This is a genomic window from Litorihabitans aurantiacus (genome assembly GCF_030161595.1).
Classification (GTDB): domain Bacteria; phylum Actinomycetota; class Actinomycetes; order Actinomycetales; family Beutenbergiaceae; genus Litorihabitans; species Litorihabitans aurantiacus.
The window spans coordinates 1,456,539-1,474,973 of sequence record NZ_BSUM01000001.1 but is presented as its reverse complement, the minus strand read 5'-3'; the positions used below and the strand labels follow the sequence as shown (position 1 = coordinate 1,474,973).

Here is an 18,435-nt window from a genome sequence, read left to right as displayed (position 1 = left end):
TCGAGGTCCCGGTGAACCTCCTGATCGTCGTCGGCCTTGCCACATTCAGCACTCTCCCGCTGCTCGATCCGGTGCCTGATCTCACTCTCTCGCTCGCGAGGGGGCCAGTCACCCGGGTCGCGGTCCTGGCGATCGTCGCTGTGTGCTTCGTCGTCGTCTGGGTGTCGATCGCCGTCCCAGGCCCGTCACTCCGGGCGGAGAGCCTCATCGCGGCCGCACTCCTTGCTTCCGTCGCACCATCCGTGATCGTGATGCGGTCCGCCGGGTGGGTGGGCCCCTTCGCGCTGGGAATCACCCTCGTCTTCGTCGACGGCGCTCCTGACAGTCCCGTCGCCCGTGCCGCGGAGATGTGTGACACCCGACTGGTCGTGGGCGCGTGCGTCGCGATTCTCGTCGCGTCGGGTGTCCTACTCCGTCGTGTCGATCAGTCGCGCGACGACACAGCCGCTTGAGGTGTCGACCCACCATCCGCGAGCTCCGTCAGCGCCTCGTGCGCCCAGCCGGCGTTCGCGTCGTCGTCGCTGGCCATGACCACCACCGCGCTGGCCATCGCGACCGCCCACGCCGCCGCGCGCTCCCACCGCCCGGGATCGGCCGCGGGGCGAAGCGCGTCGTAGGTGTCGGTGAACGCCACGCGCCCGACGGCGTCCAGGTGCAGCCAGGCGGCCGCGAGGTCGCACGAGTGGTCGCCCGCGCTGAGGTCGCCGAAGTCGATGAGCGCCGCGAGCCGGTCGGGCCGCCGTCGCACGAGCACGTTGCCCGGGTGGGGGTCGCCGTGGACCCAGACGGGCGGGCCCGCCCACGCCGGTGCCGCGACGCCCGCGCGCCAGATCTCGCGCACCCGCGCCCACTCGGCACCGGTGAGACGCGGGGCGACGGCGCTGTCGCGGTCCGCCAGCGGCACGGCGCGCACCGGGTTATGCGGCGCGCCGGCGGGGGCCGGGACGTGCAGCGCCGCCAGTGCCGTGGCCAGGTCGGCGGCCCACGCCGTGCGCGAGGCGCGCGGCGCGTCGGCCGCCCGCTCGCCGTCGATCCACGGCACGACGCTCCAGGGCCGCTCGAACGCGGCGCTCGGCGTCCCGGTCCGCACCGGGACCGGCACCGCGACGGGCAGGAGCGGCGCGATCTCGGGCAGCCAGCGCTGCTCGTGCCCCAGCAGCGCGACGGCGACGGCCCGGCGCGGCAGCCGCACGGCGAGCTCGTCGCCCAGGCGCACGGTCACGTTGTCCCAGCCGTCGACGGAGGGTGCCAGCGGCAGCTCGGCCAGGTCCGGGTGCTGCTCGCGCAGCAGGAGACGCACCAGGTCGAGGTCGATCACGACGTCGGCCCCCGGCTTCACAGCTCGACCTCGCGCGACCGGTCCCACGGCACGGTCCACGCGAGCGAGTCCAGCACGGCGTCGAGCACGAACGCGGTGAAGCCCCAGACCAGGCGGTGCTCGACCTGGAAGCCCGGCCCGCGGTGGACGGCGCCCGTGCCGCCCCGCGTGTGCCGGAACGCGACCGTGACGCGTGCGGCCGGGTCGAGCAGGTCGCGGACCGGGACGCGGAACGCCTCGGCGGTCTCGACGCCGTCGGGCACGAGGGGCGACGGCGCGCGCCACCACCCGAGAACGGGCGTCACCACGTTGCCGCTCACCACGACCGGGACGTCGGCCAGCGCGCCGAGCACCTCGACGCCGCCAGGCTCGAGACCCGTCTCCTCGACCGCCTCGCGCACGGCCGCCTGCGCGGGGCTCTCGCCCGGGTCGAGCCCGCCGCCCGGGAAGGCGATCTGACCGGGGTGGTGCCGCAGCGCGTCGCTGCGGCGCGTGAGCAGGAGGTCGACGTCGTCCGGGGCGGGCACCCGCGCGGCGGCCGGGGAGCCCGCGCCGTCAGCGAGACCGAACAGGAGCAGCACCGCCGAGCGCCGCGGTGGGGAGGCGGTCACCGCGGCGCGCCCGAGCGGTGAGCTCCAGGCCCGGCGACCCTGCGCGACGTCGAGCAGGTCGGCCCGCGCGTCGCGCCGCCCGCCGCTCACGCCGCACCCCCGCGGCGCTGCGCGCGCCCGCGCGGTCGCCAGTCCCGCGCCTCCGGCAGCCGCCATCCCAGGCGGTAGGACACGAGGCACAGCGTGCCGCCGACGACGGCGGCGAGCAGCGTCGTCAGCCCCTGGTACTCGCTCGAGGTCATCCAGTCGGCCAGGACGACGACGCCCGCGGCCGCCGTCGCGCACGTGGCGTACAGGGTGTTGCCGCCGAAGACGATCGGGGTGCGGTGCAGGAGCACGTCGCGCACCATCCCGCCGCCGACGGCGGTGATCGTGCCGAGCATGAGCGCCGGCAGCCAGTGCAGCCCGGCGGTGATCGCGCGCTGCGCGCCGACGGCGCCCCACGTGCCGAGCGCGATGGCGTCCAGGACGCGCGCCCCGCGCCGCCACCAGCGGCCCTCGACGTGCACGAGGTAGGCGAGCACCGCCGTCGCGAGCGCGACGCTGAGGTAGGACAGGTCGGTCAGCGCGACGGGTGTGCCCCGCTGCAGCAGCGTGTCGCGGATCATCCCGCCGCCCAGGCCGGCGGCGACGCCGAGCACGAGGAAGCCGACGAGGTCGAACTTCTTCTCGCGCGCCAGGAGCGCGGCGAGCACGACGTTGGCCGCGACGCCCAGCAGGTCGAGCACGCGGACGAGCTCCACGCTCGCGGAGGCGACCGTGGCGCCCCCGCTCGCGAGCAGGTCCGGTGTCACCACCCGGCGGGGAGGGGGCGGCCCTCCTCGTAGCCCGCGGCCGACTGCACACCGACGACGGCGCGCTCGTGCAGCTCCGCCAGGCTGCGCGCCCCGGCGTAGGTGCAGGCCGAGCGCAGCCCGGCGGTGATGGAGTCCAACAGGTCCTCGACCCCGGGCCGCTGCGGGTCCAGGAACATCTTCGAGGAGGAGATGCCCTCCTCGTACAGCGCCTTGCGGGCGCGGTCGAAGGCCGAGCCGCCGCGGGTGCGGGCCGCCACGGCGCGGGCCGAGGCCATGCCGAAGCTCTCCTTGTACAGGCGCCCGTCGCTGCTCGTGTGCAGGTCGCCCGGCGACTCGTGCGTGCCCGCGAACCACGAGCCGACCATCACCTGGGAGGCGCCGGCCGCCAGCGCGAGGGCGACGTCGCGCGGGTGGCGGACCCCGCCGTCGGCCCAGACGTGGGCGCCGAGCTCGCGCGCCCGCGCCGCGCACTCGAGCACCGCCGAGAACTGCGGCCGGCCCACGCCCGTCATCATGCGCGTGGTGCACATCGCGCCCGGACCGACGCCCACCTTGACGATGTCGGCGCCGGCGGCGACGAGGTCGCTCACGCCGTCGGCCGTGACGACGTTCCCGGCCACCACGACGGCGTCGGTCGAGACCTGGCGCACGGCGCGCAGCGCGTCGATCATCTTCGACTGGTGGCCGTGCGCGGTGTCCACCACCAGGACGTCGACGCCCGCGTCCAGCAGGGCGGACGCGTTCGCGCCGACGTCCCCGTTGATGCCGATCGCGGCGGCGACCCGCAGCCGGCCCTCGCCGTCGAGCGCGGGGGTGTAGATGGAGGAGCGCAGCGCCCCGGTCTGCGTCAGGACGCCCAGGAGCGTGCCGTCGGCGCGCACGACGGGGGCGACGCGGCGGCGCGCGTGGTGCAGCGCGTCGAAGGCGGCCACGACGGCGTCCTCACCCGTGAGCGTCTCCTCGCGGATCACGGTGGGCGTGGCCGCCATGACCTCGGTGACGAGGGTGAACTGGTCGACGCCGGCGCAGTCGGCCGGGGTCACGACGCCGACCGGCCGGTCCTCCTCGAGCACGACGGCGATGCCGTGCGCGCGCTTGGCCATGAGAGCGAGCGCGTCGTGCACGGTCGCGTCACCCGTCACGTGGACCGGCGTCTCCACGACGGTGTGGCGGGACTTGACCCACGCCGTCGTCTCCGCGACCAGGGCGGTGGGGGTGTCCTGCGGCAGGACGGCGAGGCCGCCGCGCCGCGCCAGCGTCTCCGCCATCCGGCGCCCGCTGACGGCCGTCATGTTGGCGGCGACGATCGGGAGCGTCGCCCCCGTGCCGTCGGTGGTCGTGAGGTCGACGTCGAAGCGGCTCGCGACGTCGGAGGCGGACGGGACGAGGAACACGTCCCCGTAGGTGAGGTCGGCCGTCGGGCTCTGACCGGGGAGGAAACGCATGCCCTCAGGGTAGGTGAGATACCCCACGCGCGAGGTGTCACCGCGTCATCTAGGTAAGGCTATCCTCGCTGAGGTTCACCTTCCCGAACGGAGACATCATGCGCCTCTCGCGCCCCCTCGCGGCCACCGCCGTCCTCGCGCTGTCCGTCACGCTCGCCGCGTGCTCGACCGACGGCGGCTCCGCCGACAACGCTGCCGAGACCGGGGGCGAGGGCACCTCGGCCGGCCACGCCGGTGCCTTCCCCCTGACGATCGAGCACATGTTCGGCGAGACCGTCATCGAGTCCAAGCCCGAGACCGTCGTCACCGTCGACTGGGCCAACCAGGAGGCCGCGCTCGCGCTCGGCGTCGTGCCGGCCGGCATGCCGAAGGTCACGTGGGGCGACGACGACGAGAACGGGATCCTGCCCTGGGTCGAGGACTCGCTGGCCGACCTGGGCGCCGAGACGCCCGTCCTGTTCGACGAGGCGTCCGGCTACGACTTCGCCGCCATCGAGCAGCTCGACCCCGACGTCATCCTCGCCGCGTACTCCGGCATGGACCAGGAGGACTACGACCTGCTCAGCCAGATCGCGCCCGTCGTCGCCCCGCCCGAGATGGCGTGGGGGACCACGTGGCAGGAGCTGACGATCGTCAACGGCACCGCGCTCGGTCTCCAGACCGAGGCCGAGGACCTCGTCGCGGACCTCGAGGGTCAGCTGGGTGAGGTCACGGCCGAGCACCCGGAGATCGAGGGTCTCGCGACGATCTTCAGCTCGCCCGACCCCAACGACCTCAGCAGCATCGGGTTCTACACGCTGAACGACCCGCGCACGCTCTTCCTCAACGAGCTCGGCTTCAGCGCCGCCGGCGTGGTGGACGAGGCGTCGGCGGGCTCGGAGGAGTTCTGGGCGACGTACAGCTCCGAGGAGGTCGACCGCTTCGCCGACGTCGACGTCATCGTCGGGTACGGCGGTGACACGACCGTCGCCGACCTGCAGGCGGACCCGCTGTGGTCCCGCATCCCCGCCGTCGCCAGCGGCGCCGTCGCGGTCCTGCCGTCCGACGCCCCGCTCGCCGCGGTCGCGAACCCCTCCCCGCTGTCGATCCCCTCGGACTACACCGCCGAGCTCGTCGAGATGCTGTCGCAGGCCGCCCGAGCGGCTGCGTGACCCAGACCGCACCCGTTCCCACCCTCCGACCGGCGCGCCCGTCGCGGGCTCGCCGGTCGGTCGGCGCGCGCCTGCTCTGGCTCGTGGTGGGTGTGGCCGCGCTCGTCCTGGCCGCGCTCGCGTCGGTGACGTTCGGTGCGCTGAACGTGGGGTGGGACGACATCGTCGCCGGTCTGGCAGGGACGACGGACACGACGGCGCAGGCCGCCGTCGCCGCCCGCGTGCCGCGCACGCTGCTCGCCCTGCTCGCCGGGGCCGCGCTCGCCGTCTCCGGCGTCGCGCTCCAGGGCGTGACGCGCAACCCGCTCGCCGACCCGCAGATCCTCGGGCTCAACTCCGGGGCCTCGCTCGCCGTCGTGGTCGGGATCGTGGTCTTCGGCATAACCTCGACGCTCGCCTACATCTGGGTCGCGATGGTCGGGGCCGCGCTGACGGCGCTGTTCGTCTACTCGGTCGGGTCGCTCGGCCGCGGTGGGGCGACGCCGCTCAAGCTCGCCCTCGCGGGCGCCGCGACCGCCGTCGCCCTCTCCTCGCTCGTCAGCGCGCTGCTCCTGCCGCGCGCGCAGGCGCTGGACGTGTTCCGGTTCTGGCAGATCGGGGGCGTGGGCGGCGCGACCTTCCCCAAGCTCAGCCTCGTCGTGCCGTTCATGATCGCCGGGCTGCTCATCGTCTGGTTCTCGGCCCGCGGCCTCAACTCCCTCGCGCTCGGTGACGAGCTCGCCGCCGGCCTCGGGGAGAACGTGCTGCGCTCGCGCCTGGTCGCCGCCGTCGGCGGTGTCGTGCTGTGCGCCGCCGCGACCGCGGTGTGCGGGCCGATCGGATTCGTCGGCCTCGTGGTGCCGCACGCGTGCCGCCTCCTGGTCGGTGTCGACCACCGGTGGCTCGTGCCCGTCAGCGCCGTCGCCGGGGCGCTCCTGCTCACCGTCGCCGACATCCTCGGCCGCATCGTCGCGCGCCCCGAGCAGGTCGACGTCGGCATCGTCACCGCGCTCCTGGGAGCGCCCTTCTTCATCTGGATCGTGCGCCGGCAGCGCGTGAGGGACCTGTGAGCGCTCGTGAGGTCACCGGCGCCGTCGCGCCCGCGGCGGCCTCCGCCCCGTCCGGCGAGGCCCGGCCGAGCGCGGTCGCGCTCGTCGCGGCAGCGCGCCGCGGTCGCGCCCGACGCCGTCGCGCCGTCACCGCCGCGCTGCTGCTGGCGGTCGTGCTCGCCTACGTCGGCGCGCTGACGCTCGGGGAGTCGATCCACAGCCCCGCCGAGGTGGTCCGCGTGGCGCTCGGCATGGACTCCGACGCCTCGTTCACGATCGGCGTGCTGCGCCTCCCGCGCGCCTCGACCGCCGTGCTCACGGGGCTCGCGTTCGGCGCGGCCGGCACGGCGTTCCAGACGCTGCTGCGCAACCCGCTGGCGAGCCCCGACGTCATCGGCATCAGCTCGGGAGCGAGCGCGGCGGCCGTCGTCGGCATCGTGCTGCTCGGGTTCGGCTCGACGGCTGTCTCGGTCGTCGCGATGGTCGCGGCGCTGGTGACGGCGCTGGTCATCTACGCGCTTGCCAACCGCGGGGGCGTGGCGGGGTCGCGGCTGATCCTCATCGGCATCGGCGTGGCCGCGATGCTCAACAGCGTCGTGGCCTACGCGCTCTCGCGCGCCGCCCAGTGGGACCTGCAGATCGCGACGCGGTGGCTCACGGGCAACCTCAACGGCAGCTCGTGGAGCGCGCTGCTGCCGCTCGCCGTCGTCACGCTCGCGGCCCTGCCGCTCCTGCTGTGGTGCGCGCGCGACCTCGAGGCGATGCGGCTGGGGGAGGAGACCGCGACGGCGCTCGGGGTGCGCGTGGGGCGCACGCGGCTCCTGCTGGTGGTCGCCGCCGTCGCGCTCCTGGCGTTCGCGACGGCGGCCGCCGGGCCGATCTCGTTCGTCGCCTTCCTCGCCGGGCCGATCGCGGCCCGCATCCTGGGGCCGGTCGGCTCACCCGTGCTGGCCGGTGGCCTGGTCGGCGCGCTGCTCGTGCTCGTGGCCGACTTCCTCGCCCAGTTCGCGTTCGGCACCCGGTTCCCCGTCGGGGTCGTGACCGGTGTGCTGGGCGCGCCCTACCTGGTCTATCTGCTCGTGCGGACCAACCGCACCGGAGGTTCTCTGTGACGACCGCCCACACCCTCGCCACCACGGAGCTGGGACTCGCCTACGGGGACCGCGACGTCGTCGCCGGCCTCGACCTCGAGGTGCCCGCGGGGCGCATCACGGTCGTCGTCGGGCCGAACGCGTGCGGGAAGTCCACCGTCCTCAAGGCGATGGCGCGACTCCTGCCGCCGCGGCGCGGGGCCGTGCTGCTCGACGGCAGCGCGATCCACCGGCTGCCGACCAAGGCGGTGGCCCGCACGCTCGGGCTGCTGCCGCAGCAGCCGATCGCGCCGGAGGGCATCACCGTCGCGGATCTCGTCGGGCGCGGCCGGCACCCCCACCACGGCGTGCTGACGCGCTGGAGCGCGGACGACGACGTCGCCGTCGCCCACGCGCTCGAGGTGACGGGGACGGCCGAGCTCGCCGACCGCTCGGTCGACGAGCTCTCCGGCGGCCAGCGGCAGCGGGTGTGGATCGCGATGGCGCTGGCGCAGGAGACGGACCTGCTGCTCCTGGACGAGCCGACGACGTTCCTGGACGTCACGCACCAGGTCGAGGTGCTCGACCTGCTGACCGACCTCAACCGCACGCGCGGCACGACAATCGTGATCGTGCTGCACGACCTCAACCTCGCCGCGCGCTACGCCGACCACCTGGTGGCGCTGCGGGACGGGGAGCTGTGCGCCGTCGGGGATCCGGGCGAGGTGCTCACCAGCGAGCTGGTGGAGCGGGTGTTCGGCCTGGCGAACGTGGTGATCCCCGACCCGACGACGGGCAAGCCGATGGTGCTTCCGCTCGGCCGCCACCACGTCACCTCCCCTAGTCCCTACGGGAGGCTGGCGACCCCGCGCTCGTGGAACCGGGCACCCGTGACGCGCTCGGCGTAGCCCGTGCGGTCCAGGTACGGCGTGATCCCCCCAGGTGGAACGGCCACCCGGCACCGAGGATCATCGCCGTGTCGATCTGGCTCGCCGTCTCCACCACGCCCTCGTCGAGCATGAGGCGGATCTCGCGGGTGAGGGCGGTCAGGACGTCGTCCAGCACCCCGGCCTCGTCCAGCGGTGCGTCACCGGCACCCGTGCGCGCGGCGTCGAACACCTCCTGCACCTGCGGCAGCACGCGGCGCGGACGCCCCGGCGCCTCCGGCGGCCCGACCAGCGCGATCGGCTCCGCCACGATCGCCTCGAGCCCGGGGAGTGCGGGAACGCGTCGCCGAGCTCCTCGCGCAGCGAGGTCAGCACGTGCAGCCCGACGGCGGGGCCCACCAGGTCGAAGAGCGCGAACGGCGGCATCGGCAGGCCGAGCACGTCACACGCGCGGTCCGCCACGGCCACCGGCGTGCCCCGCTCGACGGCGCCGACGATCCGGCCCATGAGCAGCACGAGCAGCCGGTTCACCACGAAGCCCGGCCGGTCGGCCGAGGCGACCGCGCTCTTGCCGAGCGCCTTCGTGACCGCGAACCCGGTCGCGTAGGTCGCGTCGTCGGTCCGCTCGGCGCGGATGACCTCCACGAGCGGCATCGCGGCCACCGGGTTGAAGAAGTGCAGGCCGACGACGCGCTCGGGGTGGCGCAGGTCGGCGGCCATCGCCGTCACCGACAGCGCCGAGGTGTTGGTCGCGAGCACGCACTCGTCGCCGACCACGTCCTCCAGCTCGGCGAAGACGCGCTTCTTCAGGTCGAGCCGCTCGGTCACCGCCTCGATCACGAGGTCGCATCCGGCGAGGTCCCCCAGATCGGTCGTCGCGCTGACGCTGCCGATGACGCGCGCCGCGGCGTCGGGCGTCAGCCGCCCGCGCCGCACCGCCTTGTCGACCTCCGCGGCCACGTGCGCGAGCCCCGCGGCGACGCGCTCGTCGTCGAGGTCTCGCATCACGACCGGCACCTTGAGGCGGCGCGCGACGAGCAGCGCGATCTGCGCCGCCATCAGCCCCGCGCCCACGATCCCGACCCGGCGGACCTTGCGCGCCAGCACCGGATCGGGTGCGCCGGCGGGCCGCTTGGCCCCGGTCACGAGCCCGAACGCGTACACGCTCGCGCGCATCTCCTCGCTCATGATCAGGTCGGCCAGCGCCTCGTCCTCAGCCTCGAAGGCATCCTCGCGCGTCGCCGTCCGGGCCTGCGCCATGAGCGCGAGAGCGCGGTGCGGCGCGGGCCGAGAGGTGCCGACGACGGCGTCGAGCTGCTCGCGCGCCGCGCCCACCACAGCGTCCCACTCGGCGGCGGACTCAAGCTCGCGCCGCTCTACGACGACGTCGCCGCGCAGCACGGCGGCCGCCCACGCGATCGACTGCTCGAGGAAGTCGGCGGGATCCAGCACGCGGTCCACGAGGTCGAGCACGGCGGCCTCGTGCGCGCTCAGCGGCTTGTTCGCGGCCGGGCGGCGCAGCACGACGTCGACCGCCGCCTCGATCCCGATGAGGCGCGGGAGCAGATAGGCGCCGCCCCACCCCGGCACGAGGCCGAGCGAGGTCTCGGGCAACCCGAGCGCGTGCACGCTGCCCGAGACGGTCCGGTAGGTGCAGTTCAGCGCGAGCTCGAGGCCGCCCCCGAGCGCGACGCCGTTGACGAACGCGAACGACGGCACGCCGAGGTCGGACAGCAGCGTGTACGCCTCGTGCCCGCCCCGGCCGAGCTCGAGCGCCTGCTCGCGCGTGGCGACGCGGCTCACGCCCTTGAGGTCGGCACCGGCCGCGAGCACATAGGGCTTGCCGGTCACGGCGACGGCGGCGATCTCGCCCGCCGCGGCACGCTCGGCCAGCGCGCGCAGCACCGTGGTCAGCTCGGCGATCGTCTCGCTGCCCAGCGTGCTGGGGACGCGGTGGTCGGCGCCGTTGTCGAGGGTGATCAGCGCGAGCGTGCCGCCACCGCGGTGCGCGGTGGCGCTGGGCAGCTCGACGTCGCGGACCAGGACGCGGGTGGTGCTCATCGGTCGGTCTCCGATCCGGTCGTGTACTGCGCGTGGTGGGGGTTCTCCCAGATCACGGTCCCGCCCTGCCCGAGGCCGACGCACATGGTCGTCATGCCGTAGCGCAGGCCCGGGTCGGCCTCGAAGCGGCGCGCGAGCTGCACCATGAGGCGCACCCCGGACGCGGCCAGCGGGTGGCCCATCGCGATCGCGCCGCCGTCGGGGTTCACGGAGGTCGCGTCGTCGGGGATGCCGAGCTCGTCCAGCAGCGCGAGCACCTGGACGGCGAACGCCTCGTTGACCTCGATCGCGTCGATGTCGCCGATCTCGAGGCCCGCCAGGTGGAGCGCCCGGTGGGTGGCGGGCACCGGGCCCACACCCATGACGGCCGGGTCGACACCGGCATAGGCGTAGCTGACCATCCGCATCCGCGGCGCCAGCCCCAGGGTGGCGGCGACGTCCTCGGCGGCCAGCACGCACGCCGTCGCCCCGTCCGTCAGGGGTGAGGACGTGGCCGCCGTGACCCGCCCGCCGGAGCGGAACGGCGTCGGCAGGTCGGCGATGTCGGCGAGCGTCGTGCCGGGGCGGGGCGGCTCGTCCGCGGTCGCGAGACCCCAGCCGCGCTCGGGGTCGCGCACCGCGACGGGAACGATGTCCGAGTCGATGCGTCCCGCCACGCGGGCGGCCTCGTAGCGCGCCTGGCTCGCGACGCCGTAGGCGTCGGCCCGCTCGCGCGTCAGGGCGGGGAAGCGGTCGTGCAGGTTCTCGGCGGTCGCGCCCATGACGAGCGCGTCGCCGTCGACGATCTTCTCGGCCACGAACCGGGGGTTGGGGTCGGCGCCCGCTCCGAGCGGGTGGCGCCCCATGTGCTCCACGCCGCCGGCGATGGCGACGTCGACCGAGCCGACCGCGATCTGCGAGGCGACCTGCGTGGTGGCGGTCATCGCCCCGGCGCACATGCGGTCGATCGCGTAGCCGGGGACCTGCTGCGGAAGACCGGTGAGCAGCGCGACGGTGCGTCCGAGCGTCAGCCCCTGGTCGCCCACCTGCGAGGTGGCCGCGAGCGCGACCTCGCCCACGAGGTGCGCCGGGAGGTCGGGGTTGCGCCGCAGCAGCTCGCGCACGACGACGACGGCGAGGTCGTCCGCGCGGGTGTGGGCGTACAGCCCGTCGGGCCGGGCGCGGCCGAACGGGGTGCGCGCCCCGTCGAGGAAGACCACGCGGCGGCCGAGCATGCCGCGGGGGTGGGGGAGCGGTGGGTCACGGATACCTCCGGGTGGACCGGCGCGCGCGGCGCGCGGCTCGACGGCTGTGTCGGGTCCGACCCTACCGGACTACCTGAGACTCGGCGTCCCCGGAACTTCGGGTGGCGTCACGGGACGTCGGGCACCGCCGACGGGTCGCTGATCGCCCCCGCGAGCACGGGCGCGACGAGCGCGGCCTGCCAGGGGCGGGCGCCGCCGTCGCGCAGCCGCTGCGCCACCGCGGCGGGAGTCGGCGACGGCGGGTCCCACGCGAGCCGCCGCTGCAGGTCGGGGGCGAGGAGGTTCTCCTGGGGCGTGCTCTGGTCGATCGCCAGCAGCCGCATGGTCGCGCGGACCGCGCGCAGCCGCTCGGCCGCCTCCGGGAAGCGGTCGGACCAGCCGCGCGGCGCGGGCATCGTGTCGCCGCCGGGGGCGCGGCGGGGCGGCAGGTCGCCGTCGGCCATCTCGTGAACGCGCGCGACGGCGCCCCACCACCGGTCGAGACGGCGCCGGGTCCCGCGCCCGCTGAACTCGGGCAGGTCGGACATCGCGCCGCGCGTGCGCGGCAGCGCGAGCGCGGCCGCGACGATCGCGCGGTCGGGCAGCACCCGGCCCGGGGCGATGTCGCGCTCGCGCGCGGTCTCGTCGCGCTCGTGCCACATCTCGCGCACGACGGCGAGGCGCCGCGCGTCCTTCACCGCCGGGATGCCGGTGGTCCGGCGCCAGGGGTCGACGCGCGGCGGCGGGGGCGGTGCCACGCGGACCGCCTCGAACTCCTGCGCGGCCCAGTCGTCCTTGCCCTGGCGGACCAGATCGGCGGCCAGGGCGTCGCGCAGCTCCACCAGCACCTCGACGTCGAGCGCGGCGTAGCGCAGCCACTCCGGGGGCAGGGGGCGCGTGGACCAGTCCGCGGCGGAGTGCTCCTTCGCGAGGCTGTATCCCAGCTCGCTCGCGACGATCGCGCCGAGCCCGACGCGGTCGCGCCCGAGCAGCCGGCCGGCCAGCTCGGTGTCGAACAGCGCGTCGGGTCGCATCCCGACCTCGGCGAGGCACGCGAGGTCCTGGTTCGCGGCGTGCAGCACCCACTCGACACCGCGCAGCGCCGCGTCGACGCCGGAGAGGTCGGGCAGGGCGATCGGGTCGATCAGCGCGGTGCCGGCGCCCTCGCGCCGGACCTGCACGAGGTAGGCCCGCTGGCCGTACCGGAATCCTGAGGCACGCTCGGCGTCGACGGCCACGGGTCCGGTTCCCGCCGCGAGCGCGGCGACGTAGTCGGCCAGGGCCTCCGGCGTCGTGAGGACCTCGGGGACGCCGTCGCGCGGCTCGACGAGGGGGACGGGCTCGGTGACGGGAGCGGATGCGTCGGCTGCATCTCCGGTGGCGGACGGGTGCTGCTCGGGCAAGGGTGGGTTCAGCTCCTCGGGCGGCGCGGGGTCAGCGCCGTGACGTTCTCGGGCAGCGGCGGCAGACCGCCCGCCCAGGCGGTGGCGGCGACCCACGCGCGCAGGTGCGGGCCGAGGTCGCCGGCGGACGGGGTCCAGGACGCGCGGATCTCGATCTCCACCTCGCCGCTGCGGACCTCGAGGCCGCCGAAGGTCTCCGACACCACGCGCGTCACCGTCCCGGACCGGGAGTGGTGCTCGGCGCCGGCGTCGGTCAGGGAGTCGGTCAGCCAGGACCAGCCGACCTCGCCCAGCAGCGGGTCGGCGCCGAGCTCGGGCTCGAGCTGGGCGCGCATGAGGACGACGATCCGGAACGTCCCGTTCCACGCGTCCTGACCCTCGGGGTCGTGCAGCACGACGAAGCGGCCGTTGGCGACCATGTCGTCGGGGTCGCCGGTCGGGTTGACCTCGGCGGTCAGCGCGAGCGCCCACGGGGCGATCCGGGTGGGCGGCGGCACCTCCTCGAGGTGCACCTCCGGGCGGAAGGTGTGCCCGCGCAGGCTCAGGAGCGCCGCCTCGAACTCCTGCGGCATCGGGGGTGTCTCCATCTCCGGCACGGCCCCAGGCTAGGTGCTGCGGTGGGCGGGAGCGCCGAGGCCACGCCGTAAACTCCCGCGGGAGTTCCGAGTCGATATCGAGTGAGAGGTCGTCGCCACCGTGCCCCGACGTCAGCCCGCCCCCGTCCACGCCTCCGGTGGGGGAGCCGACGCTCCCGTGCGTCCGATCGTCCTGGGCGGCGACATCGGCGCCTACGCGACGGCGCGGGCGTTCCACGAGGCCTTCGGCGTCCGGACCGTCGTGGTCGCCGGCGCCGCGACCTGGCCGGTGCGCGACTCGCGCATCGTCGACCTGCGCGTCCACGGCGGCGACGGCGCGATGACGGCGGCGTCGCTGGCGCCGGTGCTGCGCGCGATCGTCGCCGAGGCGCCGGGCCACCGGCACCTCCTCCTGGCGAGTGCCGACTGGCTGGTCGGCGAGGCCGTCGCGCTGCGCGCGGAGCTGCCCGACGTCGTCGTGCCCTACCCGGACACGGCCGTCGTCGAGCGGGTGGGGGACAAGGGTGCGGTTGCGGCGGCGTGCGAGCGCCTGGGTATCCCGCACCCCCGCACCCACGTCGCCCATCTCCGCGGGCGTGGGCAGGCACCCGTGGTCGCCGACCCGCCGCTCCCGGCGGTCGTCAAGTTCGCCTCCACGGCGCAGGCGCACGACGTCGAGTACGCCGGCCGCGCCAAGGTCCACCGCGTGAGCACGCTGCAGGAGCTGGACGACCTGCTCGCCCGTATCGCGGCCACCCCGTTCGAGGGCGACGTGCTGGTCCAGGAGGAGCTGCCGGGCGGCGACACGTCGATGGCCGCGGTCAACGTGATGGTCGACCCCGACGGCGCGGTCACCTTCGCCCAGCTCGGACGCGTGCTGCTGGAGGAGCACACGCCGAGCGCGCTCGGGAACTCCGTCGCGCAGATCACGGCCGACGCGTCGAGGGACGCGGTCGCTCGCGAGGCGATCGACGGGGTGCTGCGGCTCCTGACCGACCTGGAGTGGCGGGGGTTCGCCAACGTCGACCTCATGCGCGGCGCCGACGGGACCTACCGGGTGCTGGAGGTCAATCCCCGGGTCGGTCGCAGCGGGTACGCGCCGACGGCGTCCGGCTACAACGTGGCACGCATGTACGTCGACAGCTGGGTCGAGCGCCTCGCCGCGCCCGCCGACCCGGTCCTGGCGACGCGCGAGCACCTGTTCGTGCTGGTGCCGCTGGCGATCGTGCGCCGCTACGCGCCCGCCGCCCGGGCGCGGATCCGCGAGCTGCGCCGTCGCGGTGCCGTCACGAACCCCCTGCTGTACCGCGCCGAGCGCCACCCGCGGCGCTGGCTGTTCATCGCCGTCGCGATGGTGAACCAGGTGCGCAAGTTCCGCCGGTACCACCCGGGCGCCTGAGTACCCGGGAGGTGGGGTCAGGTGCCGAGCGTCGAGGTGCCCGAGTAGAAGTGGAGCACCGGGACGCCGAGCGTCTCCTGCGCCTTGTCGGCCCAGCTGGTGTGGAACGTGTCCTCCACCGGCCGCGGCTGCGTGACGGCGACGACCTGGACGACCTCGCCCGCGGTCAGCTCGGCCTTCATCGCCTCGATCGGGTCGTCCGCCACCGTGGCCGAGGAGACGACGGCGCCGGCCGCCTCGAGCACGCCGACCGAGGCGCCCAGCGCCTGGGTGGCGTCGGTGCGCGCCGCCCGCTCGTCCTCGCGCCCGCCCGTCAGGTCCTCCCAGGCCTCCTTGAGGTCCAGGAGCCACAGGTTGTTCAGGAACGCCGTCACCACGCCGTGCTCGGCCTCGGTCGGGACGAGCACGGAGTAGACGAGGTCGGTGTCGGGCGCGGCGAGGCCGAGGATCTGCTCGACGTCGACGGGCAGCAGCGCGTCCTCGGTCAGGACGATGACGGTCTGGGGCACGGAGCGGCTCCTCGTTCAGGGCGGGGCGACCCCGCCGGTTCGGCCACGTCAGCCTAGTGCGGGGAGGTGCTCACGGGGCGTGCGGAGGAACCGGGGTGCGAGCGGGCACCCGTAGGCTTGCGGTCGTGCCGCTCGTCGCCCTCACCGACCGTTCGCCGCAGACCTCACCCGAGCAGCTGCTCGCCGGGCTGGTCCCGCCGCCGCAGTTCGCGGGGGCGAGCTTCGACACCTACGTGCCCGACGGCGCGCACCCCTCCCAGGCGCGCGCGCAGGAGCTCCTGCGCGACCTCGGCACACGTCTGGTCCGCCCCGCGCGCAAGGGGCTGTTCCGACGGTCGACCCCGCCCCCGAGCGTCTACCTCGACGGCGGCTACGGCGTCGGGAAGACCCACCTGCTCGCCTCGCTCGCGCACGCCGTCGGGCCGGAGCGCTCCGCCTACGGCACGTTCGTGGAGTACACCCACCTCGTCGGAGCGCTCGGCTTCGCTGCGTGCGTGCGCGAGCTCTCCACCCGGGCGCTGGTGGCGATCGACGAGTTCGAGCTCGACGACCCGGGCGACACCGTGCTGATGTCGCGCCTGCTGCGCGAGCTCGCCGACGCCGGGGTCAGCCTCGTGGCCACGTCCAACACCCTCCCGGAGGCGCTGGGGGAGGGGCGGTTCGCCGCCGAGGACTTCCTGCGCGAGATCCAGGCGCTCGCCTCCCGCTTCGAGGTGGTGCGGATCGACGGCGAGGACTACCGCCAGCGGACGGGTCGGCCGCAGAGTGCAGCGCTGCCGGACGAGGAGGTCCGCGCGCTCGCGGAGCGTGCCTCCGACGGCGGGGCGAGCGTGGCGCTGGACGACTTCGCCGACCTGGTCGCGCACCTGTCCCGCATCCACCCCTCGCGCTACGGCGCCCTGGTCGACGGCGTCGACGCGCTCGGCCTCACCGGTGTGCGCCAGATCGACGACGACATGGTGGGGCTGCGCCTGGTGGTGCTGATCGACCGCCTCTACGACCGGGGCGTGCCGGTGCGGCTCGGCAGCACGGGCGTGGCGGACCTCGTGAGCGAGCGGATGCTCAGCAAGGGGTACCGCAAGAAGTACTTCCGCGCGCTGTCGCGCCTCGGTGCGCTCGCCGGTCTCGACCTCCCCGGCGCTCCGGCGCCGGTCGCGGGCGACGCGGCGAGCACCCTGCCTCAGGCCTGATCGGCGACGGCGCCGCTCGCGCCGTCGGCGAGGAGGCGGCGCCGCAGGCGGTCGGCAGCGGCGTCGAGGTCGTCGCCGTCGGCCTCCGCCGCGTCGAGGCGTTCGAAGTCCTCGGGGCCGCTCGAGGCGAACACGTGCAGGTGCAGGTGGGGGACGCCGTAGCCCTGCACCACCAGGCCGGAACGCTCGCCGCCGAACTCCGCGAGCTGCGCCCGCCCCACGGTGCGCGCGCTCGCCACGAGGTGGTTCATGAGGTCGTCGGGGGCGTCGAGCCAGTGGTCGACGGGTGTGCGCGGGACGATCAGGATGTGACCCGGCGTGATCGGGGTGATCGTCAGGAAGCCCACGCAGACGGGGTCGCTCCAGACGAACCGGCCGGGGATCTCGCGGGCGATGATGCGTTCGAAGAGGGTCGGCACGGTTCGAACCTACCGCGCCGTGATCGGGCCGGCCGGGCTAGGGTGTGTCCCAGGTCACGGCACGGGCGCCGGGCCGCGGGACGGACGAGATCGACGGGGCGGTGACGGCGTGGGGCAGCTGCGCAGGGTGGCGACGGGCGTGGCGATCGGGGTGCTCGCGGCGGTGTCGACGGCGGTGGTCGGTGGTGGAGCGGCGGCGTCCCCGTTCGTCGTGACGCACGACGGCTCACGCGCGGCCTCCGCGCCGATGCACGACCTGATGGACGTCGAGGAGGGCGCCGTCGAGGTCGCGCAGTGGTGGGCGCCGGCCGTGGTGCACGTGACGGCGCCACCCCCGCCCGTGCCCGACGACGTGGCCGCCTACCGCGCCCAGCTGGCGGCCGACGGCGTGGTGGTCTCGGAGGAGGGATGGGTGCACCCGCTCGCCAACGGGCGATTCACCTCGCCGTTCGGCATGCGGGCCGCGATCCCCGGGGTCACCTCGGCGGGTCTGCACAACGGCATCGACATCGCCGCCCCGCTCGGGTACCCGATCCGCTCGGCCGCGGCGGGCACCGTGGTCTTCACGGGGCTCGGCTACACCTGGGGGAACTCCGGGTACCTGGTCGCCGTCGACCACGGCGACGGCGTGGTCACCACCTACAACCACATGGCGGCCGACGGCGTGCTCGTCGAGGCGGGTGACGTGGTGCGCGAGGGTCAGATCATCGCCGTCGTCGGCAACGAGGGGCGCTCCAGCGGCCCGCACCTGCACTTCACCGTCCGGATCGACCGCGAACCGGTCGACCCGGTGCCCTACCTGCTCTCGCGAGGGATCGACCTGCGGGCCGGTACGGCCGTGACCCCGGTGCCGCTCGCGCAGGACTGGCTGGCGGCGCAGGATCTGCTGCGCGAACGGCGGGCAGGGGTGTCTCCTGCGCCGACGCAGCCCGCGCCGGTCGACGGGGGCGACCCGGCCGGCGAGTCGACGCCGGACCCCGCGCCTGAGCCATCCACGCCGTCGGCGCCGTCGCCGGACCCGACGACCCCCGCGCCGTCGCCGGATCCGACGACTCCTGCGCCGTCGCCGGATCCGACGACTCCTGCGCCGTCGCCGGACCCGACGACTCCCGCGCCGTCGCCGGACCCGACGACTCCCGCGCCGTCGCCGGACCCGACGACTCCCGCGCCGTCGCCCGACCCGACGACTCCCGCGCCGTCGCCCGATCCGAGCGCGCCACCGACGACGCCCTCCCCGTCGCCCACGGGTGGCCCGACGCCGACACCGCCCCCGGAGTCGTAGGGGCGAGCGTCCCAGTGGGCGGGTGCCGTTTGCCAAAGTAAGGTGACCCTTGGTGAGATGAGGCTTG

17 protein-coding genes and 1 pseudogene are annotated in these 18,435 nt (G+C 75.1%); 8 read left to right on the top strand and 10 right to left on the bottom strand.

Annotated features, from left to right (window positions below; all coding sequences use genetic code 11):
• Nucleotides 1-11: 11 nt before the first annotated feature.
• Nucleotides 12-452 (top strand): hypothetical protein, encoded by a 441-nt coding sequence (locus tag QQK22_RS06865; protein WP_284250258.1) that lies wholly within the window; start codon nucleotides 12-14, stop codon nucleotides 450-452.
• Here QQK22_RS06865 and QQK22_RS06860 read toward each other — a convergent pair.
• Genes QQK22_RS06860 through QQK22_RS06845 form a run of 4 tightly spaced genes read right to left on the bottom strand, consistent with a single transcriptional unit; the run spans nucleotide 425 to nucleotide 4,171 of the window.
• Complete coding sequence (locus QQK22_RS06860) at nucleotides 425-1,339, bottom strand: aminoglycoside phosphotransferase family protein (protein WP_284250257.1); 915 nt, start codon at nucleotides 1,337-1,339, stop codon at nucleotides 425-427. The two genes, QQK22_RS06865 and QQK22_RS06860, sit on opposite strands and share 28 nt — an antisense overlap.
• Nucleotides 1,336-2,019, bottom strand: a complete 684-nt coding sequence (locus QQK22_RS06855; protein WP_284250256.1) for an NUDIX hydrolase — start codon at nucleotides 2,017-2,019, stop codon at nucleotides 1,336-1,338. The genes QQK22_RS06860 and QQK22_RS06855 overlap by 4 nt, the downstream gene beginning before the upstream one ends.
• Nucleotides 2,016-2,726 carry a trimeric intracellular cation channel family protein gene (locus tag QQK22_RS06850; RefSeq protein WP_284250255.1) on the bottom strand — a complete coding sequence of 237 codons (711 nt, stop codon included), beginning with the start codon at nucleotides 2,724-2,726 and terminating at the stop codon, nucleotides 2,016-2,018. The genes QQK22_RS06855 and QQK22_RS06850 overlap by 4 nt, the downstream gene beginning before the upstream one ends.
• A complete protein-coding gene (locus QQK22_RS06845) occupies nucleotides 2,720-4,171 on the bottom strand; it encodes a GuaB1 family IMP dehydrogenase-related protein (protein WP_284250254.1) in 1,452 nt (483 codons plus the stop codon). The genes QQK22_RS06850 and QQK22_RS06845 overlap by 7 nt, the downstream gene beginning before the upstream one ends.
• A gap of 98 nt (nucleotides 4,172-4,269) precedes the next feature.
• Here QQK22_RS06845 and QQK22_RS06840 point away from each other — a divergent pair, with 98 nt between their 5' ends.
• The 4 genes from QQK22_RS06840 to QQK22_RS06825 are packed head-to-tail and all read left to right on the top strand — an operon-like array spanning nucleotide 4,270 to nucleotide 8,328.
• Nucleotides 4,270-5,322 (top strand): ABC transporter substrate-binding protein, encoded by a 1,053-nt coding sequence (locus QQK22_RS06840; protein WP_284250253.1) that lies wholly within the window; start codon nucleotides 4,270-4,272, stop codon nucleotides 5,320-5,322.
• Entirely contained in the window at nucleotides 5,319-6,371 is a 1,053-nt protein-coding gene (locus QQK22_RS06835; RefSeq protein WP_284250252.1) for a FecCD family ABC transporter permease, read from the top strand. Before QQK22_RS06840 ends, QQK22_RS06835 begins: the two co-directional genes overlap by 4 nt.
• Nucleotides 6,368-7,462, top strand: coding sequence for a FecCD family ABC transporter permease (locus tag QQK22_RS06830; protein ID WP_284250251.1), 1,095 nt, complete (start codon nucleotides 6,368-6,370; stop codon nucleotides 7,460-7,462). The genes QQK22_RS06835 and QQK22_RS06830 overlap by 4 nt, the downstream gene beginning before the upstream one ends.
• Nucleotides 7,459-8,328 carry an ABC transporter ATP-binding protein gene (locus tag QQK22_RS06825; RefSeq protein WP_284250250.1) on the top strand — a complete coding sequence of 290 codons (870 nt, stop codon included), beginning with the start codon at nucleotides 7,459-7,461 and terminating at the stop codon, nucleotides 8,326-8,328. Before QQK22_RS06830 ends, QQK22_RS06825 begins: the two co-directional genes overlap by 4 nt.
• Here QQK22_RS06825 and QQK22_RS06820 read toward each other — a convergent pair.
• The 4 genes and pseudogenes from QQK22_RS06820 to QQK22_RS06805 form a co-directional block, all read right to left on the bottom strand.
• Nucleotides 8,268-10,368, bottom strand: a pseudogene (locus QQK22_RS06820) (3-hydroxyacyl-CoA dehydrogenase NAD-binding domain-containing protein). The gene QQK22_RS06825 and the pseudogene QQK22_RS06820 overlap by 61 nt on opposite strands.
• The gene (locus QQK22_RS06815; RefSeq protein ID WP_284250249.1) at nucleotides 10,365-11,582 is read right to left on the bottom strand and encodes a thiolase family protein; all 1,218 of its coding nucleotides are present in this window, start codon (nucleotides 11,580-11,582) and stop codon (nucleotides 10,365-10,367) included. The pseudogene QQK22_RS06820 and the gene QQK22_RS06815 overlap by 4 nt, the downstream one beginning before the upstream one ends.
• A gap of 137 nt (nucleotides 11,583-11,719) precedes the next feature.
• Nucleotides 11,720-12,994: an HRDC domain-containing protein gene (locus QQK22_RS06810; protein WP_284250248.1), complete on the bottom strand. Its 1,275-nt coding sequence runs from the start codon at nucleotides 12,992-12,994 to the stop codon at nucleotides 11,720-11,722.
• A gap of 8 nt (nucleotides 12,995-13,002) precedes the next feature.
• A complete protein-coding gene (locus QQK22_RS06805; RefSeq protein WP_284252602.1) occupies nucleotides 13,003-13,581 on the bottom strand; it encodes a DUF3000 domain-containing protein in 579 nt (192 codons plus the stop codon).
• 166 nt (nucleotides 13,582-13,747) lie between these two features.
• On the opposite strand from QQK22_RS06805, the gene QQK22_RS06800 reads away from it, so the two are divergent.
• The gene (locus QQK22_RS06800) at nucleotides 13,748-14,968 is read left to right on the top strand and encodes a carboxylate--amine ligase (protein ID WP_284250247.1); all 1,221 of its coding nucleotides are present in this window, start codon (nucleotides 13,748-13,750) and stop codon (nucleotides 14,966-14,968) included.
• Between the two features lie 17 nt (nucleotides 14,969-14,985).
• On the opposite strand, the gene QQK22_RS06795 is transcribed toward QQK22_RS06800, so the two are convergent.
• Entirely contained in the window at nucleotides 14,986-15,477 is a 492-nt protein-coding gene (locus tag QQK22_RS06795; RefSeq protein WP_284250246.1) for a hypothetical protein, read from the bottom strand.
• A 125-nt stretch (nucleotides 15,478-15,602) separates the two neighbouring features.
• Here QQK22_RS06795 and zapE point away from each other — a divergent pair, with 125 nt between their 5' ends.
• Entirely contained in the window at nucleotides 15,603-16,667 is a 1,065-nt protein-coding gene (gene zapE, locus QQK22_RS06790; protein ID WP_284250245.1) for a cell division protein ZapE, read from the top strand.
• On the opposite strand, the gene QQK22_RS06785 is transcribed toward zapE, so the two are convergent.
• Nucleotides 16,658-17,086 (bottom strand): HIT family protein, encoded by a 429-nt coding sequence (locus QQK22_RS06785; protein ID WP_284250244.1) that lies wholly within the window; start codon nucleotides 17,084-17,086, stop codon nucleotides 16,658-16,660. The genes zapE and QQK22_RS06785 overlap by 10 nt on opposite strands.
• A 109-nt stretch (nucleotides 17,087-17,195) precedes the next feature.
• On the opposite strand from QQK22_RS06785, the gene QQK22_RS06780 reads away from it, so the two are divergent.
• Complete coding sequence (locus QQK22_RS06780; RefSeq protein WP_284250243.1) at nucleotides 17,196-18,368, top strand: M23 family metallopeptidase; 1,173 nt, start codon at nucleotides 17,196-17,198, stop codon at nucleotides 18,366-18,368.
• Nucleotides 18,369-18,435 lie beyond the last annotated feature (67 nt).